Annotated in this window: 14 protein-coding genes; 12 read left to right on the plus strand and 2 right to left on the minus strand. The window is 38.4% G+C overall.

Features of this window, described 5'->3' with window-relative positions:
- Window positions 1-292: 292 nt before the first annotated feature.
- The 9 genes from AC504W_RS13655 to dnaB all read left to right on the plus strand — a co-directional run bounded on the left by AC504W_RS13655 (window position 293) and on the right by dnaB (window position 12627).
- Window positions 293-1132 carry a putative nucleotide-diphospho-sugar transferase gene (locus AC504W_RS13655; RefSeq protein WP_494878321.1) on the plus strand — a complete coding sequence of 280 codons (840 nt, stop codon included), beginning with the start codon at window positions 293-295 and terminating at the stop codon, window positions 1130-1132.
- Window positions 1133-1158: 26 nt separating this feature from the next.
- A complete protein-coding gene (locus AC504W_RS13660) occupies window positions 1159-2325 on the plus strand; it encodes a glycosyltransferase family 4 protein (RefSeq protein WP_494878322.1) in 1167 nt (388 codons plus the stop codon).
- Between the two features lie 154 nt (window positions 2326-2479).
- On the plus strand, window positions 2480-4720 hold the full coding sequence (locus AC504W_RS13665; protein WP_103125421.1) for an ATP-binding cassette domain-containing protein: 2241 nt from the start codon (window positions 2480-2482) through the stop codon (window positions 4718-4720).
- A gap of 5 nt (window positions 4721-4725) precedes the next feature.
- Entirely contained in the window at window positions 4726-5937 is a 1212-nt protein-coding gene (locus AC504W_RS13670; protein ID WP_494878325.1) for a glycosyltransferase family 4 protein, read from the plus strand.
- Window positions 5938-5977: 40 nt separating this feature from the next.
- Window positions 5978-6943: a glycosyltransferase family 10 domain-containing protein gene (locus tag AC504W_RS13675; protein WP_494878327.1), complete on the plus strand. Its 966-nt coding sequence runs from the start codon at window positions 5978-5980 to the stop codon at window positions 6941-6943.
- A 6-nt stretch (window positions 6944-6949) separates the two neighbouring features.
- Complete coding sequence (locus AC504W_RS13680) at window positions 6950-7960, plus strand: Npun_R2821/Npun_R2822 family protein (RefSeq protein WP_494878329.1); 1011 nt, start codon at window positions 6950-6952, stop codon at window positions 7958-7960.
- Between the two features lies 1 nt (window position 7961).
- Window positions 7962-8888 (plus strand): Npun_R2821/Npun_R2822 family protein, encoded by a 927-nt coding sequence (locus AC504W_RS13685; protein WP_494878331.1) that lies wholly within the window; start codon window positions 7962-7964, stop codon window positions 8886-8888.
- Between the two features lie 264 nt (window positions 8889-9152).
- The gene (gene rplI / locus AC504W_RS13690; RefSeq protein WP_096584900.1) at window positions 9153-9611 is read left to right on the plus strand and encodes a 50S ribosomal protein L9; all 459 of its coding nucleotides are present in this window, start codon (window positions 9153-9155) and stop codon (window positions 9609-9611) included.
- A 175-nt stretch (window positions 9612-9786) separates the two neighbouring features.
- Window positions 9787-12627, plus strand: a complete 2841-nt coding sequence (gene dnaB / locus AC504W_RS13695; protein WP_494878333.1) for a replicative DNA helicase — start codon at window positions 9787-9789, stop codon at window positions 12625-12627.
- Window positions 12628-12689: 62 nt separating this feature from the next.
- On the opposite strand, the gene AC504W_RS13700 is transcribed toward dnaB, so the two are convergent.
- The gene (locus tag AC504W_RS13700) at window positions 12690-13211 is read right to left on the minus strand and encodes an FKBP-type peptidyl-prolyl cis-trans isomerase (RefSeq protein WP_494878335.1); all 522 of its coding nucleotides are present in this window, start codon (window positions 13209-13211) and stop codon (window positions 12690-12692) included.
- Between the two features lie 79 nt (window positions 13212-13290).
- Complete coding sequence (locus tag AC504W_RS13705; RefSeq protein WP_096576996.1) at window positions 13291-13614, minus strand: phasin family protein; 324 nt, start codon at window positions 13612-13614, stop codon at window positions 13291-13293.
- Between the two features lie 135 nt (window positions 13615-13749).
- On the opposite strand from AC504W_RS13705, the gene AC504W_RS13710 reads away from it, so the two are divergent.
- The 3 genes from AC504W_RS13710 (at window position 13750) to AC504W_RS13720 (ending at window position 20729) form a co-directional block, all read left to right on the plus strand.
- Entirely contained in the window at window positions 13750-14058 is a 309-nt protein-coding gene (locus AC504W_RS13710) for a TIGR03792 family protein (protein ID WP_494878337.1), read from the plus strand.
- Between the two features lie 303 nt (window positions 14059-14361).
- On the plus strand, window positions 14362-14565 hold the full coding sequence (locus AC504W_RS13715) for a high light inducible protein (protein ID WP_494878339.1): 204 nt from the start codon (window positions 14362-14364) through the stop codon (window positions 14563-14565).
- 770 nt (window positions 14566-15335) lie between these two features.
- Window positions 15336-20729, plus strand: coding sequence for a trifunctional serine/threonine-protein kinase/ATP-binding protein/sensor histidine kinase (locus tag AC504W_RS13720; RefSeq protein ID WP_494878340.1), 5394 nt, complete (start codon window positions 15336-15338; stop codon window positions 20727-20729).
- Window positions 20730-20791 lie beyond the last annotated feature (62 nt).

Raw genomic sequence — 20791 nt, forward strand, 5'->3', positions numbered from 1 at the left:
GTATTATGATGGTCTAGATGACAAGATTCATCATCTATCAGCACACCTATGTTTGCTGAAAAAACTAGAACTTCTACAACAACATCAACTACACCTATATAATATTGCCAACATATCTAACTGGCGTAATCTCTATAATTATTTTCCAAGCTGCATTTTATAGATATTCAAACATCTAAATAAAAAGTTAGCTTGGCAATATTTTGTAAATTTTAACCAATTTTCAGAACTTTTGATGACACAAATAGCAGATTAATAATGTTTGCAAATACATACAATTAATAATTAACTTATGAAAGAAACCAGAGGATTTATTACCATCTTAACTGGATTGTATTCTTTTCAAGACTGCATTCATTTTTTAGCCGCAATCCGCAAATTTCATCATGAACCAATAATTGTTTTAATTGACCAGGTTCCGCCAATTTTATATCCTTTTTTAAAAGTATTTAAAAATGTCATCCTCAAGCCAGCACCAAAGCATGAAAATACAGTATTAGCATCACGACTGGCTAAAGTCTCTTTATATAATGCGTCAGAATTTGATAAAACAATTTTTTTAGATTCAGATATTTGCTTATTAACTAATATTAATGATGTCTTTGAATCTTTAGATGAATTTGACTTATTGTTAACTGAAGATGTCCAACCAGATATATCAAAAGCTACCAATTTACTGCGTGGTAGTCAACAAGAAAACTTAGATAAAGTTTTACAAACTCTTCAATCTGTAGGCTTCCCACTCCAAGAAAACGATATTCAATATAATAGCGGCTTAATTGCCTTTCGGAAAACTGAAGAAACCAAGAAATTATTTAGTGAATTTCAAAGATATTTTGGAATTATCACTGAACATCAAGATAAATTATTATTACGAGATCAAGGAGCTTTTGCTACTGCGATCGCCACCGTTAAACCTAAAATGAAAGTCTTACCACCTACGTATAATTTTTTGAGTAAGTGGAAAGATGCTTACAAAATTGATCAAGAAATTAAAGTATTACATTGTACCTATCCTTACCGACCTCAGTATGCTAAAAATATTACTCGTTCCTTGTACACGAGAATATTTGATAAACTCGCTCAGTTATTTTTGCCTGATCAAGTAACAAATCCCTGGCGACAAAAATAATTTATCTTCAAGGAATATGATTAATAATGAAAGATAAACCCAAAATATCCATACTAGTTTGGAATTTATCAACTAACGATGGTTTTATTCGAGCTTCACTTTTAGAAAAAGCTTTACATAAATTAGATTGTGAAGTAGAAATTATCGGTTTTTTATTTGATAAAGAATTATACCGAGCGATTCCTTCAGAAGCTCAATTAAAAACTGTTGAAGGTGGTAATTATCCTGGATTTTTTAAATCTATCAACAAAATTTTAAAATTAATTGATGGTGATATTATTTATGCAATTAAGCCGCAAGTAGCCAGCTTTGGAATTGCACTAATTAAGAAATTATTTAGTAAAAAACCAGTAATCGTAGACATAGATGATTGGGAACTTAGTTGGTATGGTGGCGATGCTTGGCAGTATAAACCCTCACTTAAACAATTAGCTAAAGACATACTCAAAAAAGACGGTGTTTTAAGAATTCCCTACCATCCTTTATATATTAAATGGATGGAAAATTTGGTCAAGCGTGCTGATGCTATCACAACACATACTAGCTTTTTGCAAAAGCGGTTTGGGGGAATTTCTGTGCCTAACGGCAAAGATACTGCTTTATTTGATCCGGCTAAATATCAACCTGAAGAAAGTAGAAATCGCTATGGTTTATCTGAATATCGCATCTTAATGTTTCCTGGCGCACCTAGACCTTATAAAGGGCTAGAAGACGTTTTGATTGCTTTAGATACACTGAATCAACCAGACCTAAAACTAGTAATTGTAGGTGGTAGTCCCTACGACAATTATGATGAAGAACTCCGACAAAAATGGGGACGCTGGATTATCAAATTGCCCAATTATCCCGCAGATGTGATGCCTGATGTGGTTGCGGCGGCTCATGTTATAGTTGTTCCCCAGCGAGACACTCCCGAAACGCGGGCGCAATTCCCGTTAAAATTGACAGATGGTATGTCAATGGCCAAACCTGTATTATCCACAAGAGTTGGCGATATTCCTGAAATTTTAGGTGACACAGGTTATTTAGTTGAACCTGGTTGTCCTGAGCAAATTGCCGAGCAAATTCAACTCATTTTTCAAGATTTAGATGCTGCCAATGAACGCGGCAAAAAATCGAGACAAAGATGTGTGGAAAAATATAGCATTGAGGCGATGGCAGCCACTCTCAAGTCAGTAATTGCGCGGTTGTAAACATTAGTTTTAAATGATAGGCTAATGCCCGTCTCATGATGATTTGTTATTACAAAAAGCCAATTTAAAAATATTTATTTGAGGATTAGCTGGTTTGGTAATTAATTTATGAATAATATTGTATTGAGCATATATAAAATTTGATAAATCCGCAATGTCTACCAAGCAGCTACTAGTAAGATTTGCCAAACCCTATCCAGGTTTAATTCTGCTGACTATAGTCTTGGGATTTTCTGGAGCCTTGTTTAATGGTGTCAGCACAGCTTTAATTGTGCCGGTTATTTTAAAAATTGTCGGGCAAGATGTTGATTTAACTAAAGCGCCAGCAATTCTCAAAAAAATCATGACTCCCTTTGATGGTGTACCAGATAATTACCGCATCATAGTCATGGCTGGGGCAATTATATTGGTAATTATTTTAAAGAATTTAGCTACCTATACAAGCTCATTAGTATCTAATTCTTTAACGCGTATGTTGATGTCAGATATGCGCGAAGCCGGATTAAAATTATTACTAGAAATTGATATAGATTATTACGCCAAGATGAAAGTTGGTGATTTAATCAACCGTCTTGGCGGAGAAATTGGGCGCTCTGCTACAGCTATTGGTAATACATTCAAATTAGCTATTTTAGGGATTACAATCTTAGTATTTATTGGTTTATTGCTATCAATTTCTTGGCAGTTAACATTAGCTTCTACCGCTTTATTGTCTTTAGTGACATTGGTAAATCAATACGCTATTGCCCGTGCCAAAAAATTTGGGAAGCAGCTAACTGAAATGTCGAAAGCTTATTCAATTTCAATGTTAGAGACGCTCAACGGCATTCGGTTAGTTAAATCAACAGGTAACGAAGGCAAAGAATATCACAGAATTCAAAAATTAATTCGGGAACGGGAAAAAGCAGATTTCCAATCTCAGGCTAATTCAGAAGTAATCGCACCGTTGAGTGAGGTTATGGGAATTAGCGCTTTAATTTTGATTGTATTTTTAAGTAAAACTTTTTTTGCTAATCAAATTGCTTCTCTTTCCGCAGTATTACTCACATATTTATTAATCCTGTTGCGACTGCTACCATTAATCTCCCAGTTAAATGGACTGCGAAGCAGTTTTGCCAGCACCAGCGCCAGTGTCGAAGCAGTCACAGATTTTTTAAGGTTAGATGATAAGCCTTTTATGCCTAAAGGTGAAATTATCTATACCCAGTTAAAAGAAGGAGTGCATTTTAATTGCATTTCCTTTGCTTACCCTGGTCATGAGAAGTTAGTTCTCAGAGATGTGGATTTATTTTTACCGCGTGGTACGACTTTGGCGCTAGTTGGTGGTTCTGGCGCGGGGAAATCAACTGTTGCTGACCTCTTACCACGATTTTATGACCCGATCGCTGGCAGTATTAACTTAGATGGTACAGATTTGCGGAAATTTGATATCACATCTGTACGCAAGAGAATGGGAATTGTTAGCCAAGACACCTTTCTCTTTAATAATTCCGTTAAGAATAACATCGCCTACGGACGACCAGAAGCGACGGAAGATGACATCATCAGCGCCGCCAAGCGGGCGAATGCCTACGAGTTTATCAGCAAATTACCCCAAGGATTTGAAACCTTAATTGGCGATCGCGGCGTAATGTTATCGGGGGGACAAAGACAGCGATTAGCCATCGCCCGCGCCTTACTGCAAAATCCCGAAATTCTCATTTTAGATGAAGCCACCAGCGCTTTAGATACGGTTTCCGAACGTTTAGTCCAAGAAGCATTGGATGATTTAAGCCGCGATCGCACCACCTTAGTCATCGCCCACCGTCTTTCCACAGTCCAAAAAGCTAATCAAATCGCCGTCCTCGATCAAGGACGAGTGGTAGAAGTCGGAACCCACGAAGAACTTTTACAAAAAGGTGGTTACTATTCTCGCCTGTATACGATGCAGTTTGGCGATCGCCCAGATGATAACGCTCAACAACATCAAAGTTTAACCCGCATTTCCCACGAAATTCGCACCCGCCTCAACTCAATGATTGGCGTGTTGGGGTTACTCATAGATGATTTAATCGATAATTCCCAAGAACAGCAAGAATTAATCGAAGAATCTTATAAATCTGCTTTGAGAATTATCACCACAATTGATATTTTTCAAGACATTTTGAAAATGCAAATTCAAGAGCGATTTCTCTCTTCCACAGAAGCCAATCAAAACCTCAATCATCGATATCAACGCTTTAATTTGATGTTTTCTGAGTTTCGTGACTGTTTAAACATTAGCTTAAACAATCTGCGTTCCCTTTCTGAAACTGCCATTTACACTCCTGAAGAACAACATCAATTGATTACAAATGCTTATAATTCTGCTATTGAATTAATTGATAAACTAGAAAAATTTGAAGACAAAATATAATATTTATGAAAAACCATAGTTTACAAAAAAACTATAACTTCTTTCTTACCGAAGAATTACCCAAACCAGACGCTTATTACGTCCAGGCTGCTAACGCTGCCAATGGAGCCGCCAACTTAGGTTGTCCTACAGTTTTGATTTATCCCCAAAAAGGTTGGGAAGCAATGAACCCAGTTCATTTATTACAGCCTTTTCAACCAGAAAAACCGCCAGAAAGCGTTATTAAATATTACAATTTGCAAGATAAATTACAAGTTGCTAGGCTACCAATGCCTTGGCCTATTGATTATTTTAAAAATAAATTTACTAATTCTAAAACCATCGCTACAAAGTATTATTTTCCCTTTCATATTCGGTCAACTACCAAAATTGTCCACACTTGGAATTGGAATTTTGTCAAAGCAGCAATTCAAAATGGTGTGCCAGCAATTTATGAGCATCACCACCATGAAGATAAACAATTTGAACCAGAAATAGTCAACCATCCATTATTTCAAGTTGCTGTCACAGTTGCCGATACCGTCCGTGAAAGCATGATTAAACATGGAATGCCAGCAGAAAAACTGATTAAAATCCACAATGGCTTCAATCGCTTATTCATGGAGAGACAGCCAGAACAAGCAGCCGCATGGCGAGAGAAACTTTTGCAAAATCAGCGATCGCATTTAGTAGTTTATGCCGGGGCGCTTCAACAATTTAAAGGCATTGATATTTTAATTGATGTTGCCAAACAAATGCCAAATGTGCAGTTTGCTTGTGCTGGTGGTAAACCAAGCGAAGTTGCACATTATCAACAATTAGCCCAAGCCAAACAAACAGATAATATTTGTTTTTTGGGTCATGTTTTACATGATGAATTAGCACCTTTATTGCAAGCTGCCGATATTTTGGCTCATCCCCATTGTTCGGGAAAAGCTGCTACTTTTACTTCACCCTTAAAACTATTTGATTATTTAGCTTCGGGAAATCCGATTGTGGCAACAGAAATTCCCTCATTAATGGAATTTAAAAATACTGTAGCGATCGCAGCTTGGTGTGAACCAGATAACCCCGTTAAATTTGCCGCAGCCCTCCAACAAGTTTTAGAAACTCATCCCAAAAAAATTGATGGCTATCCAGATACCATCGAATTTGTCCAACAATTTTCTTGGGAAAATCGCGCTGCCAAAATTCTCAGTTATGTTGATGAATCTTATCGTCCTCAACTTGTAGCTTAATCCAGTAACTGTATTAAATCACCCAAAATCAAGAAATCAAATGCAAATCACAAAAGTTGGTATGATTAGCAGCTATAAAGCCTTGAAGACTCAAGGCGATTGGCTGTGGCAACAAACACCCCATCCTTTTGGAGTTTGGCAAAACATCCAAATTCAGGCATTAGCTAGTAAGCCTGAGTTTTTATTAATGTATCAATTTGATTTTCCGCACATACTCAAAAAGCCCAAAGAAACCTGGTTAAGTCGCCTGCAAAAAAAACAGCGATCGCCAGAAGTAGATATTAATTCTTTGCTTCGGGGAGTCAGCAAAGAACAAATAATTTACCTCATGCGAGAACCGCCCTTAGATGAAGTAGTAGGAAAACATAAAAAAGTTTATCACACAGCACAACAATATTGTGGCTATGTTTCTGGCCCCGATGATTTTGCACCAATTCCTGAATATATGCCAGCTATTTGGTATCACAGCAACTCATTTAAAGATTTAAACGAAATGCCGCCTCCAGAAAAAGTTGCTCCCTGTAGTTGGATTACTTCTGGAATTAATCGTACAGCTAATCATCGTCAACGGTTAAGTTTTTTGCAATCGATGCAGTCCAGCGAAATTAAATTTGATTTGTATGGGCGTGACTTACCTACATCAGCAAAATCGCAGGGTGAGCTTGGTAATAAATGGTATGGTATGGCTCCGTATTATTACAATCTGGCAATTGAAAACTATGCAGATAATAATTGGTATGTAAGTGAAAAACTTTGGGATGCTCTACTAGCGTGGTGTTTGCCAATATACTATGGCGGCCCTGCGGCAGATAAATTATTACCACCTGGGAGTTTTTTAAGATTACCCAGCTTGGATGAAAAAGGCATCGCTTATATTCAAGAAGTAACTGCTACCCCTGATGCTTGGTATGCAGCCAAAGATGCGATCGCGGAAGCTCGTCAAATAATTCTGCACAAATTAAATCTGCTCAATTGGCTAGGAAATTTTGTGAAAAATAATGGATAAAACTGTATGACAAATGGCATCTATACTTTGGCTAATGATTATGTCTACAACCAACTTGTAGCCTTACTCAATAGCATCGAAGTTAATGCTGGCGATGTGCCAGTATGCGTGATTGCTTATAATGATCAGATAGATTTAGTACGTGCTGAAGTTGCATCCAGAAAAAATGTCACTCTTTTAGAAGATCCAGAAATTTTTGCTCGTTGGGAAGAATTTTCTCATCGTGTTTGGCAATCTCACCCAACAGCGATTGAAACTTGGCAAGCTAAAGGCATTCAGAAATTTTATCGCGTTGGGGAAAATCGCCGTTATTGTGCATTTGATCCAGGCAGTTATTTTGAAAAATTTATCTATTTGGATGCTGACACATTAGTCATGCAGCCCTTAGATTTTGTCTTTGACAAGTTAGATGAATATGATTTTGTTGCCTACGACTTTCAATATAAAGACCCTGGTCATATATTTAAAATTTCATCGCCTAAGCTGTATGAAGTATTTAACCAAGAGCGTATTGCCTCAGAAATTTTCTGTTCTGGTTTTTATGCTTCTAAGCGAGGTATATTTCCCCCCGAACAAAGAGAATGGTTACTATCACAGTTGAATAATGGCGACTCAGAAATTTTGTATATGGGCGCTCCTAACCAGTCTGTACTGAATTATATGAGAATGAAAAGTAATGTATCTTATTACAACTTTTCTCTCAATTTACCAGAAAATCAATTAACAGGTTGTTGTGCTAATTCACCACAATTTGCTAACCGGGAAAATGTGCTTTACGACAAAGGTAATAAATTAACATTTCTGCATTATATTGGCTTATCTTCTAAACTATTTAATCGCCTTTGTGCTGGAGAAAATATTGATTTTCCTTACAGAGATATTTTCTTGCACTATCGCTACTTGAAAGAGCCAGAAAAGCGACCAAAATTTACAACTAAACCCAAAGCTTATAATGCGCCTCCGAGTTTAGGTAAACGAATTCTCAAAAAATTAGGTTTGGCAGTAGGAGGGAAATAAGATGAGTCGGGGAATTTATATTTTTGCGAACGATAAAGTCACAGATCATGCGATCGCTCTGTTGAATAGTATCCGCTTAACAGACCCGGATATTCCGATCATCATGATTCCATATAATGAAAACTATCACAATATAGCTGCAATACTCAATCAACATTATGGTGTGCAGGTATATGAAGATTTAGATTTCATTAATCATCTTTCCCAGAAGTTATTTGACATCTTTGGTGGACAATTTTTTGCCAGTCCCAATAAACTCCGTAAACCAGCTTGTTGGTTTGGCCCCTTTGATGAATTTTTGTACATCGATACTGATGTGGTGGTCTTTGAAAAACTCAGTAATAACTTTAATTATTTAGCAGAATACGACTTTATTTGTTGCGATTATCAACATTTAGGCGGAATAAAAAATGTTTTTAGTCCTCATGTTGTAGAAGCACAAGTATTTACTCAAGCTGAAACCAAAGATATTTTTAATAGTGGTTTTTGGGGTTCCAAGAAAAATATTTTTTCCGAACAAGATTTATACGACACCTTTGCAGAATGTGCCGCCCATCCAGAGTATTTTGACTTTAGCGAAAAAGTTTCTGATCAACCAATTCTCAACTATCTCCTGCTGAAGCGAATTCCCCGGCGTTTTAATATTGTGCGTCGAGAAGGGAAAGCCCCAGGAAATTGGGCGGGTAGCCCCCAGTTTCAGCAACAAGGTCAAATTCTCATTGACCCGACAGTTAATCAACCTCTGCAATTCTTGCACTGGGCTGGGATTCACATTCAACCAGGCTGTCCTTATTGGGATATTTGGGAACATTACCGCAATTTAAATCCAGCAATACCATCGGCGGAAATTCCCGCACCCCCAAAACAAAGTCAATGGGAAACAACAATCAAAACAGTCAAAAAACAAGTTCGCAAAATTTTTACGTAAACTAACAAAGTCAAAAACCCTTGCTAATCTCAATTTTTATTCTTTTGAACGCCAGTTGCTTCAAGTCGGCAGAGCCGCCCAACGCACTGGCTCCTTTTGACTTTTGACTTTTGACTTACTAAACAGTTGCGATCGCCCCCCGCCTTTCGCTAGGATCTGTAAGCTTTAGGGTATAGACAAAGCTGCTTGGGATACAGTTACACTCATGTAGGCTATCCTGCTGCAACCCAAGTTATTGAGATTTTACAGGAAAAACAGAAAACAATGGCGAAACGCGTACAGTTAGTTTTGACTCAAGATGTCAGCAAGTTAGGAAAATTAGGCGATTTAGTAGAAGTAGCTCCTGGCTATGCTCGAAATTACCTCATTCCCAAGAGTTTAGCAACCCGTGCTACTCCTGGTATTCTCAAGCAAGTAGAACGCCGTCGTGAACAAGAGCGTCAACGGCAATTAGAACTCAAGCAACAAGCGCTAGAACAAAAAGCTGCTTTAGAAAAAGTTGGCAGCTTGAAAATTGCCAAGCAAGTTGGTGAAAACGAAGCAATCTTCGGTACTGTTACCAGCCAAGACGTAGCAGATGCAATTCAAGCAGCTACCAGCCAAGAAGTTGACCGTCGTGGTATTACCATCCCCGATATTGGCAAGCTGGGTACTTACAAAGCGGAAATTAAGTTGTTCTCAGACGTAACAGCGCAAATCGACGTTGAAGTTGTTGCCAGCTAACGATTTGCTGAGATTTTGCCACAGATACACACAGATGTTTTATCAGTGTTAAATCTGTGGTTGCTAATTTCTTCAGCAAGTTGTCAGTAATCACCGAGTTGCAACTGTGTTCTCTCGCAGATTTTGGACTATAAGGGTAATAGAGACATCCTCATTACTCATCCAAAATCGCATTATGGCGGAAGAACTAAGTTTTCAAGGCGATGGTAGCGATCGCCTACCACCCCAAAATATTGAAGCAGAAGAAGCGATTTTGGGGGGAATTTTATTAGATCCAGAAGCGATTGGTCGAGTTAGCGATCGCCTAGTTGCCGAAGCATTTTATATTAGCGCCCACAGAGAAATCTATCAAGCCGCCTTGCGTCTTCACGCCCAAGGTAAACCTACAGATTTACTTTCAATTACTAGCTGGTTAACAGATAATGATTTACTAGCCAAAATTGGCGGTAGAAATAAGTTAGCTACCCTTGTAGACCGTACAGTTTCAGCGGTTAACATTGACGCTTTAGCAGGATTAGTTATGGAAAAATACCTGCGGCGACAGTTAATTAAAGCTGGCAACGAAATTGTCCATCTTGGTTATGAAACAGAAACCGAATTACCACTAGTTTTAGATAAAGCCGAACAGAAAGTTTTTGGTGTCACCCAAGAACGGCCTCAATCGGGTTTAGTACATATTTCTGATACTTTAGTCAATACTTTTCAAGATATTGAAACGCGCCACCAAGGTATTGCTTTACCTGGGATTCCTTGCGGCTTTTATGATTTAGATGCTATGACTAGCGGTTTTCAGCGTTCTGATTTAATTATCGTCGCTGGCAGGCCGTCAATGGGGAAATGTCTCAGCTTGGATTCAGAAATCGTCTTGGCAGATGGACAAATTACCACTATTGAACAATTGTACAAACAACGACAAGCCTCCTTATTGACGTTGAATGATAATTGGAAATTTAGCTTTACCCAACCATCAGCATTTGTAGATGATGGCATCAAACCTGTTTTTCGGGTAACAACTCGCTTGGGAAGAACCATTGAAACCACAATTACCCATCCATTTCTAACTATTCAAGGCTGGCAAAAATTAGCAAATATCCAAGTTGGAGAGCGAATTGCTGTACCGCGCAAAATAGATGTATTTGGCACAAAAACTCTGCGTGAATGTGAGGTGAAATTACTCGCCTATTTAATCGGTGATGGTGGTTTAACTAATAGTAATCCACGATTTACAAATAGTAATCCGTTACTCCAAGCAGAATTTTCTCAAGCTGTGGCTGATTTTGGCGGTTTGGCTGTGCGCTGGGAGACTTCCCAAGGACAACACACACCATCACTTTGTGTTCGAGGTGATTTAGAATTTATTGCTAGTCAAAGACAGTTGTTTGCTCAACGCTTAAAAACTTTAGTTCAGTCTCAAAGTTTAACTGCTAGACAATTGAGTTGTGAGTTAGATGTTAGTCCATCTTTGTTCAGTATTTGGCAGCAAGGGCAGTGTGTACCAAATTCTGATACCTTTAAGCAACTGTGTATACTTCTCGAAACGGAAGCCGAAGAATTTGCACCTCATGGATTTACTAGCATCAGCAAGACTAGTGGTAATGCCCTCACAGTTTGGTTAGAAAAATTAGGGTTATGGGGTAAAGATGCTCATACTAAAACAGTACCAGCCATTGTTTTTCAGGTAGAGCGATCGCAAATAGCTATGTTTCTCAATCGTCTGTTTGCTACAGATGGATGGGCAACTTTACTTACAAGCGGTCAATCACAATTAGGTTACTGTTCTGTCAGCGAAAAACTTGCAAGACAAATACAACATTTATTATTGCGATTTGGCATTATTGCCAGACTGAAAAAACGTTTGGTGAAATATCAAGACACTCGCAGACAAGCTTGGCAATTAGACATCACTGATGCTCAGAGTATCAAAACATTTATCTCAGAAATTGGGATTTTTGGTAAAGAAGCAGCCTTAGAAAAAGTTGCAGAAGCAATATCACAAAAGCGATATCAAACTAATTGTGACCTCATTCCAGTTGAAATTTGGGAACAGATAGCGATCGCTAAAGGTAACGAATCTTGGGCAAGTTTAGCCAAACGTGCTGGTATTCAAAACTATACAAATATGCACGTCGGTAAACGTGCTTTAAAAAGAGAACGGCTGTGGAATTTAGCAACTGCTTTAGAAAATTTACAACTACAACAGTTAGCTACTAGTGATATCTACTGGGATGAAATTGTAGCAATTGAGCTAGTAGGTTACAAGCAAGTCTATGACTTAACAATTCCTAAAACACACAATTTTGTGGCTAATGATATCTGTGTTCACAATACAGCCTTTTGCTTGAACCTAGCTCATAATATTGCTGCTGGTTATAAATTACCAGTCGCGGTTTTTAGCTTAGAAATGTCTAAAGAACAGCTAGTACAGCGACTATTAGCGAGTGAAGCGGGAATTGAATCTGGTTATCTGCGGAGTGGACGCATCAGCCAAACCCAGTGGGAACCTTTAAGTCGGGCGATTGGTATGCTTTCCGAGATGCCAATTTATATTGATGATACGCCGAATATGACCGTTAACGAAATGCGATCGCAAGCCCGACGACTGCAAGCCGAACAAGGTGCAGATTTAGGCTTGATTGTCATAGATTACTTGCAATTAATGGAAGGTGCAGGTGATAACCGCGTACAAGAATTATCTCGCATTACGCGAAGTCTCAAAGGTTTAGCCCGTGAATTATCTGTGCCTGTAATTGCTTTATCCCAGTTAAGTCGCGGCGTAGAAGCACGTACCAACAAGCGACCAATGTTATCTGATTTGAGAGAAAGCGGCAGTATTGAACAAGATGCGGACTTGGTGATTATGCTATACCGCGATGAATACTATTCACCAGATACCCCCGATCGCGGCATTGCTGAAGTCATAGTAGCAAAGCACCGCAACGGCCCAACAGGTACAGTGAAATTGTTATTCGACCCGCAATATACCAAGTTTAAAAACCTAGCAAGACCAAATTACTAAATTCTGAAGCATAAAGTCTGAAAGTATAAAATTTTCAGACTTCATACTTCAGACTTCATACTTTATTTAACATCAAGCAATTCTACATCAAAAATTAGGGTAGCGTTAGGTGGAATTACGCCACCTGCACCACGGGAACCATAGCCTAACTCTGCGGGGATAATCAACTCACGCTGATCCCCAACTTTCATTGTGCTAAGTCCTTCGTCCCAACCTTTGATCACTTGTCCTACTCCGATTTGAAAGCTAAAAGGACGGCCGCGATCGCGGGAACTATCAAACTGAGTACCATCTTCTAAAGTGCCAGTGTAGTGAACTACAACTGTTTGGCCAGACTGAGGAGTTGCCCCTGTTCCCTCTTTGATTTCAACGTATTTCAGCCCAGAGGAAGTAGTGACAACATTTTTATCAGACATAGTGTTGTTCGCTATTAGAGTATCGTTTTTTGTAATGGTAGTGGGCGATGATTGCGATTGAGTCAAATTAGCAGCAATGGCAGTATCTTGTTTATTGCCTAATTGCCCTAACACTAAAACCACAACACAAACCAGCATGACACCCACGCTGAGTAAAATTGCTTTCAAAATTAGTCCTCCCTACTGAGGTCGTTTGGAAAAAGCAATACTAACAGAACACATTTAGTTTAAATCACAAAGGACAGATTTAACGCCAAAGCTTATTTTCTAAATCACGTACTTGACGTTCCAAACGGTCAATTCTTCCCCGTAGCTCATCTACTTCAGACTGACGCGCCACCCCTAAGTCCTGCATCATATTCCGCATTTGTCTTTGCATTTGAACATCCCAGTTTCCTTGCTCCGACTTTAACTGCTGTACAATATCATCCATTACCGCCTTAGCTTGCTCAGGATTTAGCTTGCCGTCTTTGACTAATTCATCACTGACTTCTCGCAACTTTTCTGCTACCAAAGACGTTGTACCAATTCCTACCATCATTAGCTGTTGCAACCAATTGTTGCTATCCATACGTCCTTCCTGTTATTTATTTCAAACCAGCCTCCTTGCTCTTGAGTGTATGCAATCAAGCTATGCTGGAAGCGGAGTTAATTCTAGCCTACATCTCTATTTTGGCAAATTAGCAAACAGAAGGAATGAATAGGTGTGGTTATAGAACTGCTAAAATTCCAGGTTGACCCAAATCGGCGAGAAAGTTTTATCCAACAAGATGCAGAAATTTGGACAACAGCCTTAGCTAAGTATCCCGGTTTCCTCAGTAAAGAAGTTTGGATTAACCCACACAATCTTTCAGAAGTTACTTTCATTATTCGTTGGGCAACAAGAGAACAGTGGCAAGCTATTTCTGAAGCAGACTTAGCAGTTATTGATAGTAAATTTGCTCAAGCATTAGGAGATATTTATCAGCTAATAGAGTCAGCCGAGTATCAAGTACGAAAATTTCCTCATACGTAAGATTTATGCTTGAATTAGACTCATTGCTGAATTAATAGCAAAATTTATAATTCCTCTAACTGAAGCAGTATTTCACTAGCAATTTAGCCATAACATTGATGAGTAAAATGTTGATATTCGGAAATTTTACTCATCTATAAATTATGTATCTGTAGATAAATAATACTTATCTTTTGTGATATTTATTGATTTTGAAAACTCTCTCTCAAGATTTACTGGTGATTTGAAACTAGAGACAGATAATAGTATGTAGTTTGGTAACTACTATAAGAAATGAAATGATTCTATTTAGGAAATTTAACAATGGAACGTTATCCTAGTGATAAAACAGAAACCGCATACAATGGCAAAGATCGTAATGCTTTGGAAGCTGGAATAACTCCCCAGACTGAACTTTGGAACGGTCGTTTAGCTATGATTGGTTTTCTTGCTTATCTACTGTGGGATTTAAATGGTTATAGCATAGTGCGTGATGTACTTCATCTAGTTGCTTATAATTCCCGCTAAAAATTAGGCTGATTTCAAAAGTAGTAAACTCTGTAAAACTCTAGATTATGGGTATTATTTTTTCCCATAATCTATTTTTTGATCAGCAGCGATCGCTAAGATAAAATTATCTATTTGCTCCGGCAAAATCTGGAGCAATATTTGTGCGTAATGCAGGACGTAAATTAAGATAACCTAACGCACCAACTAAAGGTATTTTTTATTCACTCAAGCAAACAGCTTATGTTGGGCTTGAATTTTTAGCTATGCTGTTGCTCACTGGTGGTTGTCGTTCAGGTTTTATAGTAGGATTGAGCGTAATTTTAGGTATTGGTTTTGTGGCTTGGAGCGAAAGTAAGCGAATATATAAACATTAAAATGCGCTTATAAAATTTACTCAAACAAACACACTTCAAAGATAAAAATTATGAACTCCCTAGAACCAGATGCAAACAATCCTGAGCCACAGCCAAAGGTAATTGTATTAGACGAATTCGCTTCCATTAGTAAATAAGAGTGAAGGTCATCCACAACGCCAAGAGATTTTAGAGGAAATTCAAAAATACCAATCTCAGCTTTTACCGCAGGTTAGAAATAAAAAATATTAGTTTTTACTTTTAAAAGAAGCTGTTATGCCATCCCACGTAAATTTTGACACAGATTTCAACCCTTCAGGGTAGGGAGTATGCTAACACAGCAAATACCATGCTTGACAATTTGCTTCTATTCTTCACTTATCATTAACGATCTGGGAATACTAAATCCACCAGAAATAGTGAGGATTTAGCTGTATGGTTAGTGCTGTTGCTAGTATTCTTGGATATCGCATCATTGAAGAACTCTACAGTGGTTCTAGAACCCAAGTTTATCGAGCAGTTAGAGAATCCGACTTAGTACCAGTAGCGATTAAATTACTGAAAAATTCTTTTCCTAGCTTCCATGAACTCTTGTCGTTTCGCAATCAGTATACCATTGCTAAAAATCTCAACTCACCATTGATTGTTCAAACCTATAGCCTCGAACCCTTCCAAAATGGCTATGCACTGGTAATGGAAGACTTTGGGGGAATTTCTCTCACCGATTATTTTGCCCAAAATCAAAGTGTCGCGTTTTTAAAAGAGTTTTTAGTGATAGCGATCGCTTTGTGCGATACCTTAGATATACTCTACCGCGATCGCATCATTCATAAAGATATTAAACCCAGTAATATATTAATTAATCCCGAAACCAAACAAGTTAAATTAATTGACTTTAGCATTGCATCTTTACTACCACGAGAAACGCAAACACTAATCAATCCTAATGTTTTAGAAGGAACACTAGCTTATATATCTCCAGAACAAACAGGGAGAATGAATCGTGGGATTGATTATCGCACAGATTTCTATTCCCTCGGTGTAACTTTTTATGAATTACTTACAGGAGAGTTACCTTTTCAAGTTAGTGACCCAATGGAGTTGGTACATTCTCATTTGGCAAAACTCCCAGAAAAGTTAAGTAATCCCAAAATAGAACTTCCTTCAGTTCTGGGTGAGATTGTCATGAAATTGATGGCAAAAAATGCCGAAGATAGATATCAAAGTGCATTAGGATTAAAGTTTGACTTAGACAATTGTTTACAGCAGCTAGAAGCAACTGGTGAAATTAAATCCTTTGAAATTGCACAGCGTGATGTGTGCGATCGCTTCCTGATTCCTGATAAAATTTATGGACGCGAAACTGAAGTAGAAACCCTGCTACAAGCCTTTGATAGAGTAAGCCTTGGTGCTACAGAAATGATGCTCGTTGCTGGGTTTTCCGGTATTGGTAAAACTGCGGTTGTCAACGAAGTACATAAACCAATTGTCAGGCAGCGCGGCTATTTTATCAAAGGTAAATATGACCAATTTCAACGCAATATTCCCTTCAGTGCATTTGTGCAAGCATTCCGGGATTTAATGGAACAATTACTAACAGAAAGTGATGTTCAATTAGCGCAATGGAAAAATAAAATCTTAGAGGCTGTTGGCGAAAATGGTCAAGTAATTATTGAAGTAATTCCCGAACTTTCCAGAATTATTGGCGAACAATCACCAGCGATAGAGTTATCAGGAACAGCGGCAGAAAATCGCTTTAATTTATTATTCCAAAAGTTTACGCAAGTCTTTACCAGTGCATCACATCCCTTAGTAATATTTTTAGATGACTTGCAATGGGCAGATTCGGCATCGCTCAAGTTAATGCAGCTATTAATGGCTGATACAAGCCATCTTTTCATTATCGGTGCGTACCGAGATAACGAAGTCAATCCAACACATCCATTGATGTTAACTTTGAATGAAATTGCGAAATCACAAGCAAAGATTAATACGATTACTTTAGCACCACTGAGTCAAGTGCAAGTAAATAAGTTAGTTGCTGATACACTAAAATGTTCAGAAGATTTAGCATGGCATCTTTCTGTATTGATTTATCAAAAAACTCAAGGAAATCCGTTTTTTGCCACACAGTTTCTCAAAGCATTGCATCAAGATGGATTAATTCAATTTGATTTTGAGATAGGCTGTTGGCAATGCAATATATCAGAAGTGACGGCTCAAGCAGTTACAGATGACGTTGTAACTTTTATGAGTTGGCAACTGCAAAAATTACCGCTATCAACACAAGATGTCTTGCAGTTAGCTGCTTGTATTGGTAACTCTTTTGATTTAGCAACTTTGGCAATTGTTTCGCAGCAATCGGAAATTGAGACGGCTGCGGCTTTGTGGAAAGCTTTGCAAGAAGGGTTGATTTTACCAATTGGTGATATTTATAAGTTTTATGTCGGGCAAGAAAATCAAGCACGTACATCGGAAAATCAACTGATTGTTACATACAAATTCTTACATGACCGAGTACAGCAAGCAGCTTATTCCCTGATTCCTGATGACCAAAAACAGACGACTCACTACCAAATCGGACAACTGCTACTACAACAGATTTCCGCACAAGCAAGAGAAGACCGGATTTTTGAAATCGTCAATCAATTAAATTACGGCACGGCTTTAATTAGCGAACAAACTCAACGAAATGAACTAGCACAACTTAATCTGATTGCATCTCGCAAAGCCAAAAATTCTACCGCCTATCAAGCAGCGCGTGAATATGTCACAGTGGGATTGTCTTTGTTGGGAAAAAATACTTGGCAGCAGCAGTATGAAATGACCCTTGCCTTGCATGAATTAGCAGCAGAAGTAGCACTGCTAAATGGTAATTTTGAGTCGATGGAACAGTTCATTGATACTGTCATTGAAAAGGCACATTCTTTATTAGAAAAGGTTAATGTTTATTGCATTAGAATTCAATCTCAGATTTTTCAAAGTAAATTGACTTGTTCGATCGCACTTGCTCAACCAGTCTTACAACAGCTTGGTATTACCTTTCCTGAAACACCGACACCATCAGATTGGCAACAAGAAATCCAAGAGATTGAGCAACTGATTGGAAATAGGCAAATTGCTGATTTGGTTAACTTGCCACAAATGCAAGATGCCGAAAAACTCGCTATTCTGAAGATTGGCAATATCATCAGCCCAGCAGCTTACCTCACTGGCTCACCGTTGTACCCATTGCTGAATACTTTGTCCGTTAAACTCTCTATTCAGTATGGTAACACATCGAATTCTACTTTCGGCTATGTGAACTATGGCAATATTCTCTGCAATTTCTTCCAAATCGTAGATACAGGAACGCAGTTTGGTTCTCTGGCACTCCAGATCATCTCAAAACTCGATGCCAAAGCCACTAAAACAGAGATTTTGATGATTTTGGGGATATTTATCGTACACCGCAAATCTCACATTCAAGAAACATTACCCCTTTTGCAAGAAGGTTACACCAGTGCCTTAGAATTTGGAAACCTGGTACTTGCTGGATATAATGGACACACTTTTTGTCTCAATTCTTTTTGGTGTAATCAACCCCTGGCTACCTTAGAGCAGGATATTTCCGCCTACTGCCATAGTTTAATGCAGATAAATCAATTGACAACCGCAAACTATTGTCGGATTTATTGGCAACCGGTTTTAAATCTGCTTGGTTTGGCAGAGAATACCACTCTTTTGTCTGGAAAAGCCCTGGAAGAAACAGAATTTCTCCAGCAGCTACAATCCACCAATGATGGATATGGATTGTATATTTTCCATTTATATAAATTAATGCTTTGTTTCTTGTTTGGAGAAATTGAGCCAGCGAAAAATCATGCTATTGAAGTCAGGCGCTATTTTATGGCTGGTGCGGGATTAGTCAGCGAACCAGTATTTTATCTTTATGATTCTCTGCTGACTTTGGCACAATTGAATCCACAGTTAGATGAAACATCGGCAACATTGCAATGTGTAACAGAAAACCAAACCAAGTTAAAGCAATGGGCGGATTATGCACCCATGAATCACCAGCATAAATTGGATTTGGTAGAGGCAGAAAAATATCGAGTATTAGGCAAGAATTATGAAGCAGAGGAATATTACGATCGCGCTATTTGTCTTGCTAAAGCCAACGGCTACATCCAAGAAGAAGCCTTAGCTAACGAACTGGCAGCTAAATTCTACCTGGGCTGGGGTAAAGCCAAAGTTGCCGCAGGCTATATGCAAGAAGCTTACTATTGTTACGCCAAATGGGGTGCAAAAGCCAAAGTTGCCGATTTAGAAAAACGCTATCCCCAACTACTTGTCCCCATATTACAGCAAACCCGTTCGACCCTCTCAATTAACGAAACCATCATCCCCTTGGGGACTGTCACCTCCACCAGTGGAGCCACTTCTAGCGGCAGTGTCTCAAATACCCTAGATTTAAAAGCGATTCTCAAAGCTTCCCATACGATCTCCAGTGAAATCGAACTGGAAAAATTGCTGGCATCGTTATTGAGAATCGTCATCGAAAATGCGGGGGCTGATAAATGCGTGTTAATGCTTTTACTAGACTCGCGCCTGTTAATTAAAGGATCTATCACCCAGGGAACAAAGCCAGTTGTATTGCAGAGAACTCCTGTTGAGGATAGTCAAGATATTCCCCACAAACTAATTTACAAAGTCAAGCACAGCAATCAAACTGTTGTCCTGGTAAATGCGACAGCAGATCCGCTTTTAGCCAACGATCCGTATATACTGCGTCAACAGCCTAAAAGTATCTTGTGCAGTCCGATTTTGCATCAAGGCAAGTTGGTAGGAATTTTGTACCTAGAAAACAGTTTAGTTACGGGGGCGTTCACGAGCGATCGCGTCGAACTCCTCAACTTACTCTGCACTCAAGCCGCGATTTCTCTACAAAATGCCCGACTATATGAGCGTTCTCAGGAATCTACTCAACAGTTAGAACAGGCATTACACAACTTGCAAAATGCTCAATTACAAATTGTTCAAAGTGAAAAAATGTCTGCATTGGGTAACTTAGTTGCTGGCGTAGCCCATGAAATGAATAATCCCTTGGGTTTTATTGCTGCCAGTCTCAAACAAGCTAAACCTACTTTCGCTGATATTGTCGAACACTTAAAACTCTATCAAGAAACTTTACCAAACCAGAGTGCAGAAATTCTCGATCATGCGGTCGAAATTGACTTGGAATATATCTTAGATGATTTACCAAAGCTAATTGATTCTATGACGATGGCGTGTGACAGATTAAAAAATATCAGCACTTCACTCCGCACCTTCTCCCGTGCTGACAAAGATTACAAAGTGCCATTTAATATTCACGAAGGAATTGACAGCACAGTTTTAATATTGAAACATCGTCTCAAAGCTAACGAACAACGTCCGGCGGTTGAAGTTTTCACCAACTACGGGAATTTACCTCAAATTGATTGTTTTCCTGGGCAATTAAATCAGGTATTCATGAATATCTTAGCCAATGCTATTGATGCTTTAGAAGAATCAAATCAGGGACGCAACTTTGATCATATTCGAGCCAATCCTAACCGAATTAAAATTACCGCTTCCCTCGAAAATCATCTAGTTCAAATTGCTATTGCTGATAATGGCAAGGGAATGAATGAATCAGTTAAATCAAAAATATTTGACAATTTATTTACTACTAAATCTGTAGGGAAAGGTACAGGATTAGGATTGGCTATAGCAAAACAAATCGTCGAAGTAACCCACGGTGGAAAATTATACTGTAACTCAGTCCTGGGTGAAGGTACAGAATTTATCATCCAAATTCCTTTGTAAATTATTGCTCTAGTTTATAAAAAATATAATATATCCGGGAATAATAAATCACAACATTTTGA

This window comes from Nostoc sp. C96 (genome assembly GCF_059384975.1).